This is a genomic window from Xylanibacter ruminicola (assembly GCF_900142525.1).
In the GTDB taxonomy this organism is placed as follows: domain Bacteria; phylum Bacteroidota; class Bacteroidia; order Bacteroidales; family Bacteroidaceae; genus Prevotella; species Prevotella ruminicola_A.
Genome location: NZ_FRBD01000021.1, coordinates 1 through 20,413, shown reverse-complemented (window position 1 = coordinate 20,413; position 20,413 = coordinate 1). Strand labels below are relative to the sequence as shown.

Sequence of the window (20,413 nt, the reverse complement as noted above, 5' to 3'; positions counted from 1 at the left end):
ATTATCAATTATCAATTTTCAATTATCAATTATGATCACTCTTCTCCGATTTCTTCCTTAATCCAATCGTAACCGTGCTCCTGAATCTGCACAGCCAGCTCTGGGCCGCCAGTCTTTACGATGCGACCTTTATAGAGCACATGTACAAACTGAGGCTTAATCATCTCGAGCAGACGGTCGTAGTGAGTGATAACGATACACGATGTCTCAGATGTCTGAAGCTTGTTTACACCCTCTGCCACAATGCGCATGGCATCCACATCAAGACCTGAATCCGTCTCATCAAGGATGCTCAGCTTTGGCTCGAGCATAGCCATCTGGAATATCTCGTTACGCTTCTTCTCACCACCGCTAAAGCCCTCGTTTACCGAGCGGTTGGCCAGCTTAGAGTCAAGCTCTACAATCTTACGCTTTTCACGCTGCAACTTCAGGAATTCGGCAGCATTCATAGGCTCCAGGCCCTGATATTTACGCTTCTCGTTGATGGCGGCCTTCATAAAGTTGGTCATCGACACACCTGGAATTTCAACAGGATACTGAAAACTCAGGAAGAGTCCCTCGTGGGCTCTGTCCTCAGGTTTCATCTCCAGCAGATTCTTGCCATTAAAGTAAGCTTCGCCTTCAGTAACCTCGTAGAGCGGATTGCCCACAAGTACAGCACTCAGGGTTGACTTACCCGAGCCATTAGGGCCCATGATGGCATGTGTCTCGCCATCGTTAATGACAAGATCAATGCCTTTTAATATTTCTTTGTCGCCAATCTTGGCGTGTAAGTTCTTTACTTCTAACATATTTTTATCTTTTGCTTCGAACTATAGGAATGCGTAACGGCAGATGAACAGAACAGCCAGAAGAATGGTTCCCCAGTTCATGTTGTTACGCTCGTCCTTATCTTTGAATGTGCCCGATAGCAGATGTATCAGCACATAAGAAATCACTCCCATGAGAATACCATCGGAAATGCTATAGGTAAGCGGCATGAGCACGATACATACAAAACAAGGTATAGCTGTTACATAATTAGAGAAATCAACCTTTCGGATGTCGTGCATCATCATGACGCCCACCAGAATCAGCGCTGCTGCTGTGGCTTGAGCAGGAATAGCCAGGAACAATGGTGCAAAGAGCAATGCCACAATAAAGCAGATAGCCACGGTAAAGCTGGTTAGACCAGAGCGTCCACCTACGTTTACGCCTGATGCACTCTCTACGTATGTGGTCACGGTAGATGTACCGAGCATAGCTCCTATGGTTGTGCCGATGGCATCGGCCATAAAGGCCTGATTCAGGTTCTTCACGTTACCGTTGTCGTCAACCATACCTGCACGGTTAGATACACCAATAAGGGTTCCGATGGTATCAAACATGTCGATGAACAGGAATGTTAGAACCACAACAACCATATCTACCGTGAATATATTGTGCCACTCAAACTGCATGAAGATAGGGCTGATAGATGGTGGTACTGACATGATACCAGAGTAATTGGTAACGCCTAATGGGATGCCCACGATGGTTGTAACCAAGATTCCTATAAGCAATGCTCCTGTAACATTCCTAACCAAGAGTGCTGCAGTGAGTAAAATACCAAAAATACTCAATAGTACTGCAGGGTCGTGCAAATTACCCAATGTAATGAATGTTGCCTCTGATGATGCTACAATACCAGCACCCTTCAGTCCTACAAAGGCGATAAACAGTCCGATTCCTGGGCTGATGGCTCGACGCATAACCAGAGGAATGGCGTTGACAATATGTTGGCGCAGACCTGTAACGGTGAGCAAAATGAATATGAGTCCTTCAATCATGACTGCGGTGAGTGCAAACTGCCACGAATAGCCCATGGTGAGCACTACAGTGAATGCAAAGAAGGCATTCAGCCCCATACCAGGTGCCAAAGCAAAAGGTAGCTTGGCATAGATAGCCATCACCAAGGTGCCCACTACAGCCGAGATACACGTTGTGGTAAACACGGCACCTGCATCCATTCCAGTAGCTGAGAGGATGCTGGGATTCACGGCTAAAATATAAGCCATTGTTAAGAACGTGGTAATGCCACCAATAACCTCCTTGCGCAAAGTCATTTTGGAGGAATCAAATCCAAATAATTTCTCTAACATAATGTTTATAGTTTTTAATTATCCTACAGTTCCTTCTAATGATACACTTAAAAGTTTCTGAGCTTCTACGGCAAATTCCATAGGCAGCTTTTGCAGCACCTCTTTGGCGTAGCCGTTAACGATAAGTCCTACAGCCTGCTCGGTTGGTATGCCGCGCTGGTTGCAGTAGAACAGCTGATCTTCCGAGATCTTCGAGGTGGTTGCCTCGTGCTCGAATACGGCTGTATCGTTGTGCACATCCATATAGGGGAAGGTGTGAGCACCGCAATCAGAGCCCAGCAATAGCGAGTCGCACGATGAGTAGTTACGTGCATTATCAGCAGTTGATGTAGCACGAACCAGTCCGCGATACGAGTTCTGCGAGTGGCCAGCCGAGATACCCTTAGAGATGATGGTACTCTTAGTGTTCTTACCTATATGAATCATCTTGGTACCGGTATCGGCTTCCTGATAGTTGTTGGTAACAGCTACTGAGTAGAACTCGGCCACGCTGTTATCGCCACGCAGGATGCACGATGGATACTTCCATGTGATGGCCGATCCTGTCTCAACCTGAGTCCATGACAGCTTTGAGTCGACACCACGTAGGTCGCCACGTTTGGTTACCAGATTCAACACGCCTCCCTTTCCGTTTTCATCGCCAGGATACCAGTTCTGAACGGTTGAGTACTTTACCTCAGCTCGATTCATTACGATAATCTCTACGATGGCAGCATGAAGCTGGTTCTCGTCGCGCATGGGGGCTGTACATCCCTCCAAATACGATACGTAAGCATCGTCGTCGGCAATAATCAATGTACGCTCAAACTGACCTGTATTTCTTGCGTTGATACGGAAATAAGAGCTCAGCTCCATAGGACAGCGAACGCCCTTAGGGATATATACAAACGATCCATCGCTGAATACAGCCGAGTTAAGGGCTGCAAAGAAATTATCCTTGTAAGGCACAACGGTTCCCAAGTACTGACGTACCAAGTCGCCATGTTCCTTGATAGCCTCACCAATTGAGCAGAAGATGACTCCTTTCTCGCGAAGTTTCTCCTTGAAGGTGGTCTTAACCGATACCGAGTCCATGATGGCATCAACGGCGGTATTACCACTCAATGCCAAACGCTCCTCGAGAGGAATACCTAGTTTATCAAAGGTCTTCTCAAGTTCTGGATCAATCTTACCGTCTCCCTCTGGCTTTTTGGCTAGTGGGTCTGCATAGTAGCTAATAGCCTGATAATCAATCTCGGGCACATGCACATGTCCCCATTTAGGCTCCGTCTGTTCCTTCCAGTACCGGAACGCTTTTAAGCGGAACTCGAGCATCCACTCGGGCTCCCCTTTCTTAGCAGAGATGAGCCGAACGATATCCTCGTTCAGCCCTTTCTCTATTATCTCAGTATGTACGTCGGTGGTAAAGCCAAACTCGTATTTTTGCTCAGCCACCTGACGTACAAATTCATTCTTCTGTTCTGACATTCTTAAAGTTTCTGTTCTACCTCGATCTCTGTGAAGGTCTCGATGATATCACCTACCTGGATATCGTTGAAGTTAACCAGTGAGATACCGCACTCCAGTCCGGTAGCCACTTCCTTGGCATCGTCCTTGTAGCGCTTCAGGGCATCGATAGGAGCAGTATGGATCACGATACCATCGCGGATAACGCGAGCCTTGTCCTTGTTATGTACTTTACCATTGGTAACCAGACCACCGGCAACAGTACCAACCTTAGAAATCTTGAATACCTGCTTAACCTCGATTTCACCAGCAAGAATCTCCTTCTTAACCTTGTCAAGCATACCCTGCATGGTCTGCTTTACATCGTCGATAGCATCGTAGATGATAGAGTAGGTATTGATCTCCACGCCCTCGCGATCGGCAGCCTTACGGGCATCGGCCGAAGGACGAACCTGGAATCCGATGATGATAGCCTCAGAAGCAGATGCCAGCATAACATCGTTCTCTGAAATCTGACCTACGGCCTTGTTGATAACGTTTACCTGAACCTTCTCGGTAGAAAGCTTGATGAACGAATCAGAGAGAGCCTCGATAGATCCGTCGGTATCACCCTTAACAATGATGTTAAGCTCGTGGAACTCACCCAGAGCAATACGGTGCGACAGCTCGTCGAGACCAAGCTTGGTTGTAGTACGCAAGCTCTGCTCACGCTGCAGTTGGATACGCTTGTTTGCAATTTCGCGGGCCTCCTGCTCACTCTCCATTACGTGGAATGAGTCGCCAGCAGTTGGAGCACCGTTCAAACCAAGGATGATAGCTGGCTCGGCTGGGCCTGCCTCCTCGATGCGCTGGTTACGCTCGTTGAACATAGCCTTAACCTTACCCCAAGCAGTTCCTGCAATCACCACGTCGCCTACCTTAAGAGTACCGTTTGAAACGAGTACGGTAGAAACATATCCACGACCCTTATCGAGCGAACTCTCGATGATAGAACCAGTAGCCTTACGGTTTGGATTAGCCTTCAGGTCGAGCATCTCGGCCTCGAGCAGAACTTTCTCCAGCAGCTCGTCGACACCAATACCCTTCTTGGCGCTAATCTCCTGACACTGGTACTTACCACCCCATTCCTCAACAAGCAGGTTCATGTTGGCCAGGTCCTCACGAATCTTATCGGGGTTAGCACCTGGCTTATCTATCTTGTTGATAGCGAATACCATTGGTACATTGGCAGCCTGAGCGTGGGCGATGGCCTCCTTGGTAGTAGGCATCACCGAGTCGTCGGCAGCAACGATGATGATGGCGATATCAGTTACCTGAGCACCACGGGCACGCATGGCGGTAAATGCCTCGTGACCAGGGGTATCCAGGAATGTAATCTGTCGGCCATCCTTCAACTTCACGTTGTAAGCACCAATGTGCTGGGTGATACCACCAGCCTCACCGGCAATCACGTTGGTGTTGCGGATGTGGTCGAGCAGCGAAGTCTTACCATGGTCAACGTGTCCCATCACGGTTACGATTGGAGCGCGAGAAATCAGATCGTTCTCGTCGTCCTCCTCCTCAGTAATAGCGTTCTGAACTTCAGCTGATACATATTCTGTGGTGAATCCGAACTCCTCAGCAACGATGTTGATGGTCTCAGCATCCAGACGCTGGTTGATCGACACCATGATACCGATGCTCATACAGGTACCGATAACCTGGTTTACACCAACGTTCATCATGGTTGCCAGCTCAGATACAGTCACGAACTCAGTCAGTTTCAGTACCTTGCTCTGTGCTGCCTCTGCTGCCATCTCCTCGTTCATACGCTCTGCAACGGCATCACGCTTTTCACGACGATACTTGGCACCCTTCTTGTTCTGGTTCTTCGATGTCAGACGAGCTAGAGTCTCCTTTACCTGGCGTGCTACTGCCTCATCGTCAACCTCAAGTGGCTTCTGGAATGAGCGGTTCTTCTTGTTCTTCTTTCCGCCCTGGTTGCCACCATCCTGGAAGTTCTGGTTACCACCCTTGTTCTTTTTATTATTATTGTTGCTACCCTTGTTGCCGCTTTCCTGATTGGCTGCAGCCTCGATGTCAACACGCTCTTTACCGCCGTGAATGCGCTCGCGCTTCTTCTTCTCGCCATTGTGCATCTGAGCCTGCTTTTCCTCACGCTCCTTACGGCGCTCCTCCTTCGACTTCTTCTTAGGACGAGTGCTCTGGTTCAGTGAGTCGAGGTCGATCTTTCCAACAACATTGAAGTTTGGAGCCATCTTCTTCTCGCTCTTCAGTGTGAAGATCGATGAATCAGCAGCGGGCTTCTGCTCAGGCTCAGACTTTGGTGCAGTTGGCTGTACCTTTGGCTCTGCTTTTACCTCGGGCTTTGGCTCTGGCTTAACCTCAGCAACAGGCTGTGGTTTGGGCTCTGGCTTTGGCTCAGGCTTAACCTCAACCTTGGGTTCGGGTTTAGCCTCAGGCTTTGGTGCAGCAGGCTGTGGCTTAGGCTCGGGCTTCACTTCTGGTTTAACCTCGGGCTTAGGCTGTTCAGCAACTTGAGCCTTGGGCTTTTCTTCCTGCGACTTATTGGGCTTACCAATAGTACTTAGGTCAATCTTTCCTAATGGAGTGAAAGTCTGCTTCACCTCCTCCTTCACCTGTACCACTGTTGACTCAGGCTTGTGTTCGGGTTTTGCTTTCTTCTCCTTCTTGGGGAACATCATACCGGCTTGGGTCTTAACATCCTTGTCGCCTTTGAACTCCTTAACCAGCGCATTATACTGCTCATCGCTGATTTTGGTATTCATAGTGGCATCGTTAATCTCACCCAAGTTCTTCTTCTTCAGATAGTCAACTGCCGTCTGAAGTCCGATATTCAGTTCTGTTAATACTTTATTTAATCTAACTCCCATTTACTTTTCACTTTTCACTTTTCACTATTCACTTCTTACTCAAACTCCGCACGGAGTACATCCAGCAGTTGGTCGACAGTCTCTTCCTCGAGGTCGGCCTTTTCAATCAGCATCTCACGTGGAGCATTGAGCACAGCCTTAGCTGTATCCAGTCCGATGGCCTTGATGGCATCGATAACCCACTGGTCAATCTCGTCAGAGAACTCATCCAGATAGATATCCTCATCGGCCTCACCCTCGTTCAGTACGCGGAATACATCGATAGTATACTCAGTAAGCATAGAAGCCAACTTGATGTTCATACCGCCACGACCGATGGCCAGTGAAACCTCTTCGGGCTGCAGATAAACTTCGGCCTTGTGGTTCTCGGCATCGATGTTGATGCTGGAAATCTTTGCTGGACTCAGAGCGCGCTGAATGAACAGCTGAGTGTTGCTTGAGTAGTTGATAACGTCGATATTCTCATTGCACAGCTCACGAACGATACCATGAACACGGCTACCCTTAACACCTACGCAGGCTCCTACAGGGTCGATACGGTCATCGTAGCTCTCAACGGCAACCTTAGCACGATCGCCAGGGATGCGAGCTACGCGCTTGATGGTAATCAGACCGTCCTGAATCTCAGGAACTTCAGCCTCGAGCAGACGCTCCAGGAACTCTGGACTTGTACGGCTCAGGATAATGCGTGGGTTGTTGTTCTCGTTCTGTACCTCCTTCACAATGGCACGTACGGTCTCACCCTTGTGGTAGTTGTCTGATGGAATCTGCTCCTGCTTTGGCAAGTGCAGCTCATTACCCTCATCGTCAATCAGCAGTACCTCGCGTTTCCAAATCTGGTACACCTCGCCGCTAACCACTGTGTGTACCTTATCCTTGTACTTCTGGTAGAGTGAGTCGTGCTCCAGCTCAAGAATCTTTGAAGCCAGTGTCTGGCGCAGGTTCAGAATAGCACGGCGACCGAACTTCTGGAAGTTAACCTCCTCAGAAACCTCTTCGCCAACCTCGTAGTCGGGTTCAATCTTCTGAGCCTCGCTCAGCTCGATTTCCTTGTTCTCATCTATCACCTCGCCATCGGCAACTACCACACGGTTGCGGTGAATCTCAAAGTCGCCCTTATCGGGGTTTACAATCACGTCAAAATTCTCGTCCGAACCAAAGATCTTGGCAATAACGTTACGGAAGCTTTCTTCCAGTACGCTTACCAGTGTGGTACGATCGATGTTTTTGGTTTCCTTAAATTCCTGGAAGGTCTCAATCATTGAGGGGCCCTTCTCTTCTTTCTTGATTGCCATTGTATCTTTATTTTTTTATTTGAATGCGAGTAAATATTTAGCATACTTCACCTCGTCCATCTGGTAGGTTTTGTCAACATCTACCAAAACGGGGCGCTTCTTGCCTTCCTGCTTCTGTTTTTCCTGTACGGTAATAGTAAAGTTGGGGGCATCAACAGCCTTCAGCACACCCTGTACCTTCTTACCATCGGCCTGCAGCACCTCGAGGGTGTCGCCAATGTGGTTGATGTACTGTTGGGGCACCTTGAAGGGCTGCCCCAGTCCGGCACTGCCAACCTCCAGTTCATATTCTCCGAGTTCCTCGCCCAGGCGCTCCTGGAGGAAACGGCTCAATTCTGCACAATCTTCGATCCATACGCCATCGGCATGGTCGATTTCGATTACGATACGGTCTTCTGCCGCAAAGTTAATGTCTACAAGGAAGTATTCGTTGCCTTGCAACCACTCTTCCGTTAATGTTTGAATAATCTCTTTATTTATCATCTATCAGTATTTAAATGTGAAATGAGAGACTCTTTCGAGCCTCTCATTCCGCTGAACGGGTGCAAAATTACGAATATTTCTGCAATCCTCCAAATTTTTAATCACTTTTTTACGCCAAATCGCTAAAAATCATCGGTTTAGCAGCTTTTTGGGTTATGTGGACAGATGATTTCTTCTGTAATTGTATCAGCTGGGCTGTCTGCTTTTGTTTCTTAGGCTTCAGGATGGTTTTGTATTCTTCCAGATTCTTCAGCAGGCGTATTGCCTCCTTAACTTGCTTGTCGTAATTCAGACTGGCCTCGATGGTGCCACGCTGGTAATAGTAAGCGGCAATAATCTCGCTCTCAAGTACTTGGCGCAAAACGCGCTCATGCTTGTCAAGATCGGTAGCCACGTTGTGGTTCAACTGCTTTTCCAACTCGTCAAAAGTCTTCTTGGCATCATCGTAATAACCTTCAAATTTAGCTGTCTTTACCAGCTCTGCCAACTGCTTTTTGCTCACTGGGTCGTAGGTAAATCTACTCTTTATCACACGATTCTTGAATTCCTGCCAATCGGCATCGCTGATGTGGAACTCTGTAGCAGGGGCAATCGTTGGGTGCTTCGATATGTACTCCACTACATAGTCGAACATTACCTCGGTAGAATCCTGGCCACTAGCCGATAGATAGAAAGCAATGTTAGGTATGGTGTCGCCCTTCAGTTCTACATCAGGCATGATGCCTCCGCCATCGCGAACCTCACGCCCATTGCGGGTGTAGAATACTTTGGTAAGCGAGTCGGGTATGTGCTCTTGGTAGCCTACGCCACGCTTGTAGTTATATGCTTGAATACAACGACCACTTGGTATGTAGTACTTCGATGTTGTTACCTTCATATTGGTGTTGTAGGGTAGGTCGATGGGCACCTGAACCAATCCCTTCCCGTACGTACGCGTACCTAATATTATGGCGCGATCGAGATCCTGCAGAGCTCCGCTTGAAATCTCGCTGGCCGATGCCGTCTCGCCGTTCACCAGCACCACCATTGGCATCAGTGTGTCAACAGGTTCTATACGGGTCTGGTATTCCTTGTTTGCTTGGCGTATCTTGCCTCGGTTCTCTACCACCTTCAGTCCTTTAGGCAACCAGATGTTTAGTATGTCAACAGCCTCTTGTTCCGAACCGCCACCATTACCACGCAGGTCGAAGATGAGAGATGTGGCACCCTGTTTCTTCAAATCCACGAATGCTCGACGAACTTCCTTGGCACATCCCTCTGTAAATTGGTTCAGCGAGATGTAGCCTACGCCATCTTTAATTCCGTAATATGGCATCTCTGGCAGTTTGATGTTGCGGCGGGTAATCTTAAATCTCATCAATTTGCCTGTTGAAGGTCGCATAACCTTCAGAAGGAAACTTGTTCCTGGCTCACCACGCAGATGGTTACTAACATATCCCACCTCCTTATTTGTCATGAGCGAGTCATCTATACTTAGTATGACATCGCCCTTTTTCAGTCCGGCTTCGGCAGCAGGCATATTCTCGTATGGTTCATCGATTACCACGCGATCCAACTTCTGATGCTTGCGTACAATGGCACCTATGCCGGCATACTTACCAGTAAGCATTTGGCGCAGATTCTTTGTTTCATCCTGCGCATAATATTCAGTATAGGGGTCCAGACTGCGAAGCATGGCGTTGATAGCCGTACCCACTGTCTCCTTCGGGTTCAGCGTGTCAACATATAGCAGATCCAGATTCTTGTATACGTGATTCAGAATATCCAGCTGCTTGGCCACCTCGAAATTGTGGTCGTTTGGTTTCTGAGCCATCGTGGAAGTGGCTGATAGTGTCATTGCACATAGAGCTATGATTATTTGCTTCTTCATCATCATCTATAATTATTGTTTTATGGCTGCAAAATTAAATGATTCTAGCCGAAAAACATACATTTTTGTAGGAAAAATGAAAAAAATTAAGGTTTATAGTCATTTTTTTCCAAAAAAGTTTGGTAGTTTCGAAAAAACGTCGTACTTTTGCACCCGCTTAACAGCAATGACTGCTTCAGTAGCTCAGTTGGTTAGAGCACCTGACTGTTAATCAGGGGGTCGTTGGTTCAAGCCCATCCTGAAGCGCCAAGTCTCAATCGAAAGGTTGAGACTTTTTTGTTTTATAAGCCTTTTGTTTCTATAGCCTACGCTTGTGCTGGAGTACGTTTCAATTTGGCTATAAACGAACAGTCGTTTGCGTATAGGCGCATAATCGTTTGCATATAGGCGCACAACCGTTTGGATATAGGCAATCAATCACAAAGTTACTGTATTACCCCTATTATCCCTAACTATCGCCCCTGCTAGCTTTAGCTTTTGTCCTCATAAAGCATTAGTATCGATCACATGGTCACAGCTGTGACCATGTGACCAGTCATTGGGTAGCGTTCTTCTCGGTCATGTATTTCCAATACCTGCGCGGCATGTCACTAAGTTGTTTTTTCGGATTCATACGCTCTTTGATGCAGATGGCCTTGAAGTAGGTGCGCCAGAGGTCTTGGAATATCTTATCGTTTTCGCTAAGAACGTCTTCATCGAGTTTGCCATTACTTAGGTCGAAAGGTACTGCTGCCTCATCCTCAAAAGTGATACGGATGGGGGATGCTGAACCGTCATAATAGTAGCCGTAGTGGCGATGGGCATCATAGATGAGCCAAGGCTGATCGTTAAAACGGTCTTGAAAGTGGTCGATGATAAGTGGTAGCACATTATGATCGGGCGATATGACTGCCAGATAGGTACCATCCTTAGCTTTCTGGAACCGGATAAACTGCTTCATTCGCAGTTGTTCGTGCAGCACTCTGCGACAACTGTTACGCACCTCGAGCACATCAGGGTCGCTGGCATTGCGCTCCAGCTCTCTCACTTTCGTACGAAACACCTTGCAGATAAAGTTGAATAGCGGCTGATTAAGCGTGTGCTCCTCAGACAGCCAACTGACGGAAATCATATGCAGCCCTTCTTTTGAGAGATACTTCTCTAACCCCTTCCATACCCGTTCGGCATGCTCACTATCTGTTATCACATGGTGAGGCTCATCGGCAAACAAGGGCAACTGATCGCCCTCAGCCAACAGGTATTCGGGCTGTTGCTTGAGGAAGAAACTGTCGAACACAGCCGTCAACAGTCCATCGAGGGTATTATCGAAAATGAATACTTGCATCTGGGGGTACGGATTTTACGAATTTTGGTCTTCGCCAAAGTCAATCATCAGTTGTTGTTCGGCGGCTACCCTTTTCTGTTGAGCCTTCGAGAGCAGAAGAGGGCGCAGGCGTTCTGGGCGAATCTCGTTGATACCGATGATGGGCTGCGAGAAACTCGAAGTGAGCTCACCACAGGTAATGAAATACTTAGCCTTCTTCATTACCACCCCCATCTTTTTTAGGTGATAGCTGGTAACGCGGTTGAATCGGCGACTGTTTACAATCAGCACGGCACTCTTCACTCCGATGCCTGGCACGCGGAGAATATCCTCGTAAGGAGCGCTATTGATATCAACGGGAAAGAACTCCGGATGGCGGAGGGCCCAACCAAGTTTCGGGTCTACATCGAGGTCAAGATGCGCATGCTTATCGTCCACAATCTCATCTACCTTGAAGTGGTAGAATCGCATCAGCCAGTCGGCTTGATAAAGTCTGTTCTCGCGTACCAGTGGCGGTTGCTTAAGTACTGGCAGTCGTGGGTCGTAAGTGTTCACGCTCACGTAGCCAGAGTAATACACACGGCGCATGGTGGGCTGCTGATACATGGTGTTCGACATCTTCAGAATGTCAAGGTCGGTCTCCTTGGTGGCTCCTACAATCATCTGTGTAGACTGACCTGCAGGAACAAACCTTGGGGCGTGGCGGTACTTCTTGCGATCCTCCTTATTCTCAAGTACGCCTTGCTGAATCTGTGTCATGGGCAGGAAGATGCTCTTGTGGTCCTTCTCGGGCGCTAGCGCCTTGAGCGACTCCTCTTTTGGAATCTCTATATTGATGCTCATTCGGTCGGCATAGAGGCCAGCCTCCTGCAACAGTTCCTGCGATGCTCCTGGAATGGTCTTCAGGTGGATATAGCCATTGAAACGATGCACAGTACGCAGATCGCGCACAATGGCTGTCAGCCGTTCCATCGTATAATCAGGATTGCGCACCACACCACTCGATAGGAACAATCCTTCGATGTAATTGCGGCGATAGAACTCCATGACGATTTCTTCGAGCTCGGATACGGATAGTGTGGCACGCCTGATATCGTTAGTACGGCGATTGATGCAATAGGCGCAGTCGTACATGCAATAGTTGGTTAGCATTACCTTGAGCAGCGAGATACAACGCCCATCGTCGGCAAATGAGTGGCAGATGCCCACACCACCAACGGTAGAACCCACCATGCCCTTCTTACCAGAACGCACGGTACCGCTCGACGAGCACGACACATCGTACTTCGCCGACTCTGCTAGTATCCGCAACTTCTCCATCGTCTTCTCTGTCATACGGCTGCAAAGGTACAAAAACAATCTGAGATATATCCCATTTAGCATTATTTAACCCCTAAAAGAGAGAATACATCTGTTGATTGTATTACCTTTGCAGCCAAATTGAATAATAGTGAAGATTGAGGATAAAATCACCGAACAGCCATCGCACTATGACCACCTGGAACAGATGGAAACGGGCGAGATACTTGAGGCTATCAACCGCGAGGATAGGGTGGTGGCCGAAGTTGTGCATCAGGTGATTCCACAGATAGAGGCACTGGTAAAAGCCATTGAGCCTAAGATGAAGCAAGGTGGCCGACTTTTCTACGTAGGTGCAGGAACCAGTGGGCGTCTAGGCGTACTTGATGCCAGCGAACTGCCTCCTACTTTTGGTGCTTCGCCAGATTGGGTGGTAGGTATCATAGCAGGTGGCGATGAGGCTCTGAAGCGTGCCGTAGAGCATGCTGAGGATGATGCCAGTAGAGGTTGGCAGGATCTGGTTGTCTACAAGCCAACAGCCGAAGACTGTGTGATAGGTATAGCTGCCTCGGGCACTACTCCCTACGTGATTGGTGCTATCGAGGAGGCCCGCAAACAAGGGTTGCTCACTGGTTGCATCACCAGCAATCCTAACACGCCACTAGCTGCTGCAGCCGAATATCCCATTGAAACGATAGTAGGGCCGGAGTTTGTTACTGGCTCAAGTCGTATGAAGAGCGGCACAGCGCAGAAAATGGTGCTGAACATGATATCAACATCGCTGATGATTAAGATGGGCCGTGTAAAGGGTAATCGTATGGTTAAGATGCAGCTTACCAACGAGAAGCTTATTGACCGTGGTACCAGAATGATAGCAGAATCATTAAACCTTCCATATGATGAGGCCCGCCGCAGACTGCTTGAAGCGGGTAGTGTAGATAAGGTATTAAGATAAATAATGTGTTATACTAAGCAATGACTTATATTGGAGAATTAATTTCTATTGGTGTAGCTTTCTCATGGACGGCTACTGCGCTGCTCAGCGAATTTGGCAGCAAACGATTGGGTAATCTTACGCTGAACGTATTACGTATGGCTTTAGCGCTGGTGTTCTCGCTGGTGTTGTTTGTATTTGTTTCAGGTTCACCATTGCCGGCAGGTGCTACTCCCGAGGCTATGGGATGGATGCTACTGTCAGGACTGGTAGGCTATGTGATAGGCGACTTCTGCCTCTTCCAGTGCTATATTATTATAGGTTCGCGCTACGGACAGTTGTTTATGACACTGGCCCCATTATCAGCAGCCTTGATGGCTTGGGTTACGCTGGGGCAGCAGATGTCGGGTTCGGCTCTGCTGGCTATGTTCATCACTCTGGCTGGTATCAGCATCTCTGTACTTGGCCGAGGCGAGCATCACAAGGTGTCGCTCAAGCTGCCACTCAACGGCGTGCTGTTTGCCGTTGGAGCAGCTATGTGCCAAGGCATAGGTTTGGTTCTTAGTAAGATAGGTATGGACCATTATCAGGCCACAGCCGATATGCCAGAGTGGCTGGTGCCTTTCAGTGCCAACTTCTATCGCTGCATTGCAGGTATCATCGGATTCACCGCTTTGCTCTATTTCCGCAAGGGCTTAGATCCTCTGCGCGAGGCTATGCACGACAAGAAAGGGCTCGCTGTTGCTACTGCCACCACTATCTTCGGTCCCTTTATTGGTGTGGGATTCTCGCTGATGGCTGTTCAGTATACGGCGGCTGGCATAGCCTCTACATTAATGGCGATGACACCTATTATTATTCTGTTGCCATCTTATTGGCTCTTCAAGCAGAAGATTACCTGGCGCGCCGTTATAGGAGCTGTGATCTCTGTAGTAGGCGTCAGTCTGTTCTTCCTCGGATAGAAGCGTCTTATTTTTCGCGGCTTTTGATTCTTGAGCGCATGCTGCGTACGGATGTGCGCTTCACGTCGAGCACGGTGGCGATGGCTTCGTCATCGTAGCGCAGGTCGTCTTGCATAATCAGGAACACGTATTGGGCTGTCGACAGGTTCTTATACTTCTTTCCCCATTCCTGCCAGCGCTTGGGGCGCAGCTGGGCAAAGTAGTCTACTAGACTCTGCTGCTCCTTGGCTGTGGCCTCGGCTATACTTTGGCGTTGCTGCAATTGGTTATACATCTGCGTGCCTATAAGCAGCGTATTAGATATGTGCTCCATACGATTCTCCAGTAGCCCTACCTTGGTGTTCAGTTCGCTGGTGTTTCGGGCGTCCTCATCCAGTTGCGAACTAAGTCTGTGAACCTTTCTGCGGTGCCACCACATGCCTGCTGCAACGGCTATTACCACTACAATAACGATGCCGATAATAAGTCTCTGCATCCATGTCGTCTGGCGATAGAAATCCTTCGTCAGTCGTTGCTCATCTATATTCTGTTGCCAGTCAACCATCATCATGGCCTGATTGGTATATTTCATATCATCGTATGAACCTATCAGCAACCTTGTTTCTTCGGCTTTCTCTTTTTCGCCCTTAAGATGGTACAGCTCAGCTAGAAGTACCAGACATTTCCTACGTACATTCTGGTCACCGGAAGTTAGTCCCATTTCAGCCAGTCGGATGGCCATATCGTATTCGCCCTGAGCTTTCCTGATGTATGCAGGTATCAGATACCACTTGGTGTTGTTGCTGTCAGTCTGCTTCCATTTATCCAAGTACGCTTGTGCCTTGGCGGTTTCTCCTTGATCAGCATATATCTCTGCCATCATGCTGTAGATGTCCTGCAGTTGGTCCATGTTAGCATGTTTCTCCAGTTCTATACCTTTCTTTATATAGAAATAGGCGCTGTCCATCTGGTCCATGTCGGCATGAGTTGTGGCGCACATCATCAGGTTTTTCAGCATCATCGCACTGTCTTTTCTTTCTGTGCTGATGTCAAGCAGCTTATGCGAATACCTCAGTATCGACGGATAGTTCCTGAAGTAGTGGTTCACTTGAGCCAGATAATCGTAGACGTGAGTTTTCAGATCTTCATCGTCTGTTTTCTCTGATATATATTCTGCCACCTTAAAGTCTCTTACGGCCTCAATGATATTGCCGAACCTGTACATTTTCAGTACGCCACGATAGAAGTAGGCGCGCCCGCGATGCCACTCGTTTCCATGCTGGTTGTAATAGGTTATGCTGGCAGATATGAGCGAATCATTATCTATGTCTACATGAGTCTTATAGTCTACTATTGTCTTCAGTAGGCAGTATTCTGCCATTCCGCTCTCCGTCAGTGCGTCCTTGTTGATCTTTGATAAAATGACGCGAGCCACTTCGGGTTTGGTTTCTATCGTTTTCCAAACCGGTATGAACTGGGGGTTCTGCCATTTGGCACAACCTGTCATAATAGTCATGATTACCAGTATGATAAATGGTTTCTTCATATTGATTAATTTTTGATGGCAAAATTACGGCCTTTTCATCATATTTCCAAATCTTTTCATGTTTTTCTCCGTCTTAGCCCGTCCCTCTCAGCTACTTTTTTATCTGTTGCATTCTTCTTATTTGTCTTATTATCAAGCATTTAGCTTCTAAATATATGCAACACCCACTATTGCATTTTTCTACAAAAATGCTTGTATCATTCATCTTTTTATTCATATCTTTGCCATCGGATTAATCAAAATTTGTTGAATTATGAAAGCTAAAAATTTAATTGTATTCCTTATTGGTATGTTACCATTATTCTCTTGCGCCGACAAGAGTAGTGTAGAATTTGAGGTGTTCCTCGAGGGGCAGCTTGTGAAAAGAGATGTGAACAAGGGCATATGGCCCAAATACATGTTTGCCGACAATATCTATGCCATAGATAATGATTGGAGCTTCTGTGCAGGAAAACTGACCAAAACAGAATGGCAGAAAGCAGAAAAGGTGTTTACGAAAGGACATGGACAGAATGAGTTTGGAGAAATGTCATTGTCGCAAGATCAGGATGGCGCCTTATATATTCTGGATCATCCTTTTGAAGAGAATATGATAAGTCTGTCGTTGATTTCGCTGACTAAAATAAAGAAGACTGACGATATTGCAGCTATGAAGGATCCTAATAACTGGGAGAAATACGACCTTAGCAAAATGACTTCTTTCTATATGGGTGGAAACAGGTTCGAAGTGTTGACCGACTCCACCCTGCTTGTGGTAGGTACGCCTGAAAGCGATCAGCACCACATCTTCTCAATAGTTAACTACAAGAACCAGACCTTTACGCCTCTTGACTATTGGCCTAACGATAGTACGCCTGAAGCTTTGAATGGTGAGAAGTTGATGGTATATACCGATTATAGCGGGTTGATTGGCAATGGCAAGGGTAGATTTTTGTATTGGATCGAAAATAAAGGGAAGTTTGCCTTCATCTTTACTGTTGACGGTACCAAAACAAACATCTTGAGCCAACTATACTCTGATACCATTCAAATCGGTGGAATGCCGAAATTGCCTATTGAGCGTATACATTGCTGTGCTGATAATAACAGGATCTATGTGCTTCAAAAAACTCTGAACAGTAAGGGCGAGAAAATGAAGCAGCTGGATATGAAAGATCCGTTCCCTTATGGTAATGTGGTAGAGGTTTACGACTGGGATGGCGTTAAGCAGCAGATTATCCATCTCGACCATTTGGGACAGGAAATTATGCTATCCAAGGATGGCAAGACGCTTTTCCTTGATTCTGGGTATATTCAGGATGGATCCGATCCATATATGTACTCGTACGATTTGACCGCTCGAGGCACCAGGAGTGCTGCTAATACGCTTCAGGCAAATAAGGCCGAGACGGATACCACACATATTCTGCAGATTGGAGAAAAGGCTGTAGACGGCGAATTCTTCGATTTGCAAGGCAACAAGCATCGCTTGTTTGATGTCTTGGGCGATGGCCGCTATGTACTGCTCGACTTTTGGGGTGTCAACTGTGGTGCATGCATCAAGTCAGAGTCAGAATTAGATGAGGTTTATAAACGGGTGAAAGGAAAGTTGGAAATCGTAGGCATTAACTTAGATTCTGTATCAGTATGGCAACGTAACAAGCGAAGCAAGCAGATGGCATGGAGTAACTGGAGCGATGGACAGATGTTTAAGGGCGAATTTAGGAATCATTATTATGACTATAATGCCTATCCGTTCTTTGTACTGTTAGCCCCCAATGGACGTATTCTTTGGGAGCTATCTGGTTATGTACCAGGCGGTTTCTTGGCAATGGCCGATGTTATCAATGGCCCTAAGCAGGACAATTCTGCCAGTCTTAATCTGGCCGTCACCAAAGTTGATGCCAGCTCCAGCGGTACCAAAGTTCATTTCCGTATTTATACTCAAAAAGGCCTTGGTTTCACTATTGCCCGCGATTCTTATCTTACTGCTAATGGCAAGAAATATAAGGTTACCGCTGCCGATGGTATCAAGCTTGGTGAGGATGTTATTGCTGTAGAGAAAGCATTTACCGTTACAAAACAATACGGACTCGATATCAATTACTGCGACTTCACGCTCACCTTCGAACCGTTCGATACCCTTCCTGATTCCTTCGACTTCAGGACTGGCGATGGCGAGGATGTTATGCGAATCCTCAACATTTCGCTAAAAAATACTTAATGAGTAATAACGTGTAATAATTTTCTTTGAACATTAAGCGAAATTTGCTACATTTGCCCCATCCAATTGGTAAATTATTTAACTGTAAAACTTCTAAAAATGTCGAAGAAACTATTATCCACCATGATGTTAGTGCTGGGCGCTATGGTGGGGCAGGCTCAGCCCTTGCTGAAAACTCAGGTAGAATCTGGTGCCGTAGCAGGCGTTCTTGAAGGTTCCGTAGCCGTGTATAAAGCCATTCCTTATGCAGCAGCTCCTGTGGGCGACTTGCGATGGAAGGCACCCCAGCCAGCTAAGCCCTGGAAGGGCGTGCTGAAGGCAGAAGATGTGGCCAAGTGGCCCCCACAGCCCGAAAAGAGCTATGTGAAGTACGACATGATGAGCGAAGACTGCCTTTATCTGAGTGTAGTTACACCAGCCAAGAGCACCAAAGAGGCTCTGCCCGTCATGGTGTTTATTCATGGTGGTGCTTTCCGCACAGAGCATTATGGTGGCGACCTGTGGCAGAGTCTGGCCAGTAAGGGCGTAGTAACAGTATCTGTTGAGTATCGTGCTGGCGCTTTGGGATTTATGGCCCATGCCGACCTGGCTAAGGAGGCCGATGGTCACTCTGGCAACTACGGTATTCTCGATCAGATTTTCGCCTTGCAGTGGGTACAGCGCAACATCAAGAACTTTGGTGGCGACCCCTCAAAAGTTACTATCTTCGGCGAGTCGGCAGGAGCCACGAGCTGTCATGTCCTCTGTGCCTCACCGCTGGCTAAAGGCTTGTTCCGCGCCTGCATCAGTGAGAGTGGAGCCATGATGTCGCCCACAAGTGTGGTTAATCAGCAAGTGGCCCAGATGTATGGTAGTATGTTTATGAACCAGATGAAGAAGAATTCCATAGCCGAGATGCGCCAAACGGATGCCAAGGATCTGACAGGAAACGATAATTCTTTCCAGTTATGCATGCCTATCGTTGATGGCTATGTGATTCCAGAACCCGTCTACGCCCTCTATCATAAAGGCAGTTACAACGATGTGCCCGTGCTCATTATGCATAATAGCGATGAGGGCGCAGTAGAGTACGATAGTGTGAGCGTTGAGCAGTATGAGCAGTTCTTCCGTCAGCTGCCAGCCCAATGGGCCGATAGCGCCAAGGCGTTATATCCAGGAGCTACAGCCGAGGAACGCCTTTTCAGTCTGCGCGACGTAACCCGCGATATTGGTTTCGGCTGGCCTGCCTATGCTTGGGCCACCTCGCAGAAACAGACGGGTAAGAGTCCTGTTTACGTGGCATATCTTGCCCAGAAGTCAGACACCACCGTCTATGCCAAAGGCAATCGTCGTGGTGCCGCCCATGCCGATGACATCATGTATCTGAAAGGCGCTTTCGATGGCAAGGCCGACAGATTCCCACAAGAAAAGAAAGTGAGCGACTTGATGCAGCAATACTGGGTAAACTTTGCCAAAACAGGTGGAAACCCCAACGGTAATGGACTACCCAAATGGCCCGTATTCGAGCCCGATAAGATTACCGTCATGCAGTTTAACAATGGCGCCACGCTCATCCCCGTCCTCAACCAGCAGCGCATTCATTTCATCGACCGCTTCATGACCTTCGTCCGCACAGGGAAATAAACAAAAAAGGACAGCTTGTTTTCGCAAGCTGTCCTTTCTTCTATTATCATGTTACATTGCGTTATTCTGTTACTTTATTCATCTCGAAGGTTGAGGTGAAGGTGGTGCCGTCGGCCTTGTATTCCCATCGGTGTGTCTGTCCGTCGCCATAGGTATCTTGATCGCTCTTACCTTTGCACCAGATTATAGATAATGTTCTAAATGTAAGATGTTAAACATCTCTTTTTTTTTAGGACATGCGGTCGGAATTTTGTAGTTTTGCTAGAGATTGTGGCCGTGGAGGATGAGATCATTGGTCGCTAGGTAAGCCATAGGTAGCTATATCGTTTGCAAGACTTTCCTCCGTCCTCCTTTTAAAGTCTTTAGAGTCTGAGCAAAGAATCGAAGCACGCCGTTGGGTGATGCAGTGTCCACTAAGAGTGAAGTCGAGGAAGATTTTGGCTATAATCTATAACT

General features: G+C 47.5%; 14 protein-coding genes and 1 tRNA gene. 5 read left to right on the top strand and 10 right to left on the bottom strand.

Going from position 1 to position 20,413, the window contains the following annotated elements:
• Positions 1–35: 35 nt before the first annotated feature.
• From sufC to BUB86_RS13355, 7 genes are all read right to left on the bottom strand, one after another.
• A complete protein-coding gene (gene sufC / locus BUB86_RS13385) occupies positions 36–791 on the bottom strand; it encodes a Fe-S cluster assembly ATPase SufC (protein ID WP_073210369.1) in 756 nt (251 codons plus the stop codon).
• Positions 792–812: 21 nt separating this feature from the next.
• Complete coding sequence (locus BUB86_RS13380; RefSeq protein ID WP_073210368.1) at positions 813–2,120, bottom strand: NCS2 family permease; 1,308 nt, start codon at positions 2,118–2,120, stop codon at positions 813–815.
• Between the two features lie 18 nt (positions 2,121–2,138).
• Positions 2,139–3,587, bottom strand: coding sequence for a Fe-S cluster assembly protein SufB (gene sufB, locus BUB86_RS13375; protein ID WP_073210366.1), 1,449 nt, complete (start codon positions 3,585–3,587; stop codon positions 2,139–2,141).
• A gap of 2 nt (positions 3,588–3,589) precedes the next feature.
• Positions 3,590–6,460, bottom strand: coding sequence for a translation initiation factor IF-2 (gene infB, locus BUB86_RS13370; RefSeq protein WP_073210364.1), 2,871 nt, complete (start codon positions 6,458–6,460; stop codon positions 3,590–3,592).
• Between the two features lie 35 nt (positions 6,461–6,495).
• Positions 6,496–7,755, bottom strand: coding sequence for a transcription termination factor NusA (gene nusA / locus BUB86_RS13365; RefSeq protein ID WP_073210363.1), 1,260 nt, complete (start codon positions 7,753–7,755; stop codon positions 6,496–6,498).
• A 15-nt stretch (positions 7,756–7,770) separates the two neighbouring features.
• Positions 7,771–8,238 (bottom strand): ribosome assembly cofactor RimP, encoded by a 468-nt coding sequence (rimP, locus tag BUB86_RS13360; RefSeq protein WP_073210362.1) that lies wholly within the window; start codon positions 8,236–8,238, stop codon positions 7,771–7,773.
• A gap of 109 nt (positions 8,239–8,347) precedes the next feature.
• Positions 8,348–10,111: a S41 family peptidase gene (locus BUB86_RS13355; protein ID WP_073210491.1), complete on the bottom strand. Its 1,764-nt coding sequence runs from the start codon at positions 10,109–10,111 to the stop codon at positions 8,348–8,350.
• 169 nt (positions 10,112–10,280) lie between these two features.
• On the opposite strand from BUB86_RS13355, the gene BUB86_RS13350 reads away from it, so the two are divergent.
• A tRNA-Asn gene (locus BUB86_RS13350) sits at positions 10,281–10,357 on the top strand.
• A 286-nt stretch (positions 10,358–10,643) separates the two neighbouring features.
• Here BUB86_RS13350 and BUB86_RS13345 read toward each other — a convergent pair.
• The gene (locus BUB86_RS13345; RefSeq protein ID WP_073210360.1) at positions 10,644–11,432 is read right to left on the bottom strand and encodes a TIGR03915 family putative DNA repair protein; all 789 of its coding nucleotides are present in this window, start codon (positions 11,430–11,432) and stop codon (positions 10,644–10,646) included.
• Positions 11,433–11,447: 15 nt separating this feature from the next.
• The gene (locus BUB86_RS13340; RefSeq protein WP_073210359.1) at positions 11,448–12,746 is read right to left on the bottom strand and encodes a putative DNA modification/repair radical SAM protein; all 1,299 of its coding nucleotides are present in this window, start codon (positions 12,744–12,746) and stop codon (positions 11,448–11,450) included.
• A 115-nt stretch (positions 12,747–12,861) separates the two neighbouring features.
• On the opposite strand from BUB86_RS13340, the gene murQ reads away from it, so the two are divergent.
• Together murQ and BUB86_RS13330 are read left to right on the top strand one after the other, a co-directional pair.
• Entirely contained in the window at positions 12,862–13,665 is an 804-nt protein-coding gene (murQ, locus tag BUB86_RS13335) for an N-acetylmuramic acid 6-phosphate etherase (protein ID WP_081373256.1), read from the top strand.
• Positions 13,666–13,685: 20 nt separating this feature from the next.
• A complete protein-coding gene (locus BUB86_RS13330) occupies positions 13,686–14,606 on the top strand; it encodes a DMT family transporter (RefSeq protein WP_073210357.1) in 921 nt (306 codons plus the stop codon).
• Between the two features lie 7 nt (positions 14,607–14,613).
• On the opposite strand, the gene BUB86_RS13325 is transcribed toward BUB86_RS13330, so the two are convergent.
• Entirely contained in the window at positions 14,614–16,131 is a 1,518-nt protein-coding gene (locus BUB86_RS13325; protein WP_073210355.1) for a tetratricopeptide repeat protein, read from the bottom strand.
• Positions 16,132–16,384: 253 nt separating this feature from the next.
• Here BUB86_RS13325 and BUB86_RS13320 point away from each other — a divergent pair, with 253 nt between their 5' ends.
• Positions 16,385–18,334 (top strand): TlpA family protein disulfide reductase, encoded by a 1,950-nt coding sequence (locus BUB86_RS13320; protein ID WP_073210353.1) that lies wholly within the window; start codon positions 16,385–16,387, stop codon positions 18,332–18,334.
• A 99-nt stretch (positions 18,335–18,433) separates the two neighbouring features.
• Positions 18,434–19,957, top strand: a complete 1,524-nt coding sequence (locus BUB86_RS13315; protein ID WP_073210351.1) for a carboxylesterase/lipase family protein — start codon at positions 18,434–18,436, stop codon at positions 19,955–19,957.
• Positions 19,958–20,413 lie beyond the last annotated feature (456 nt).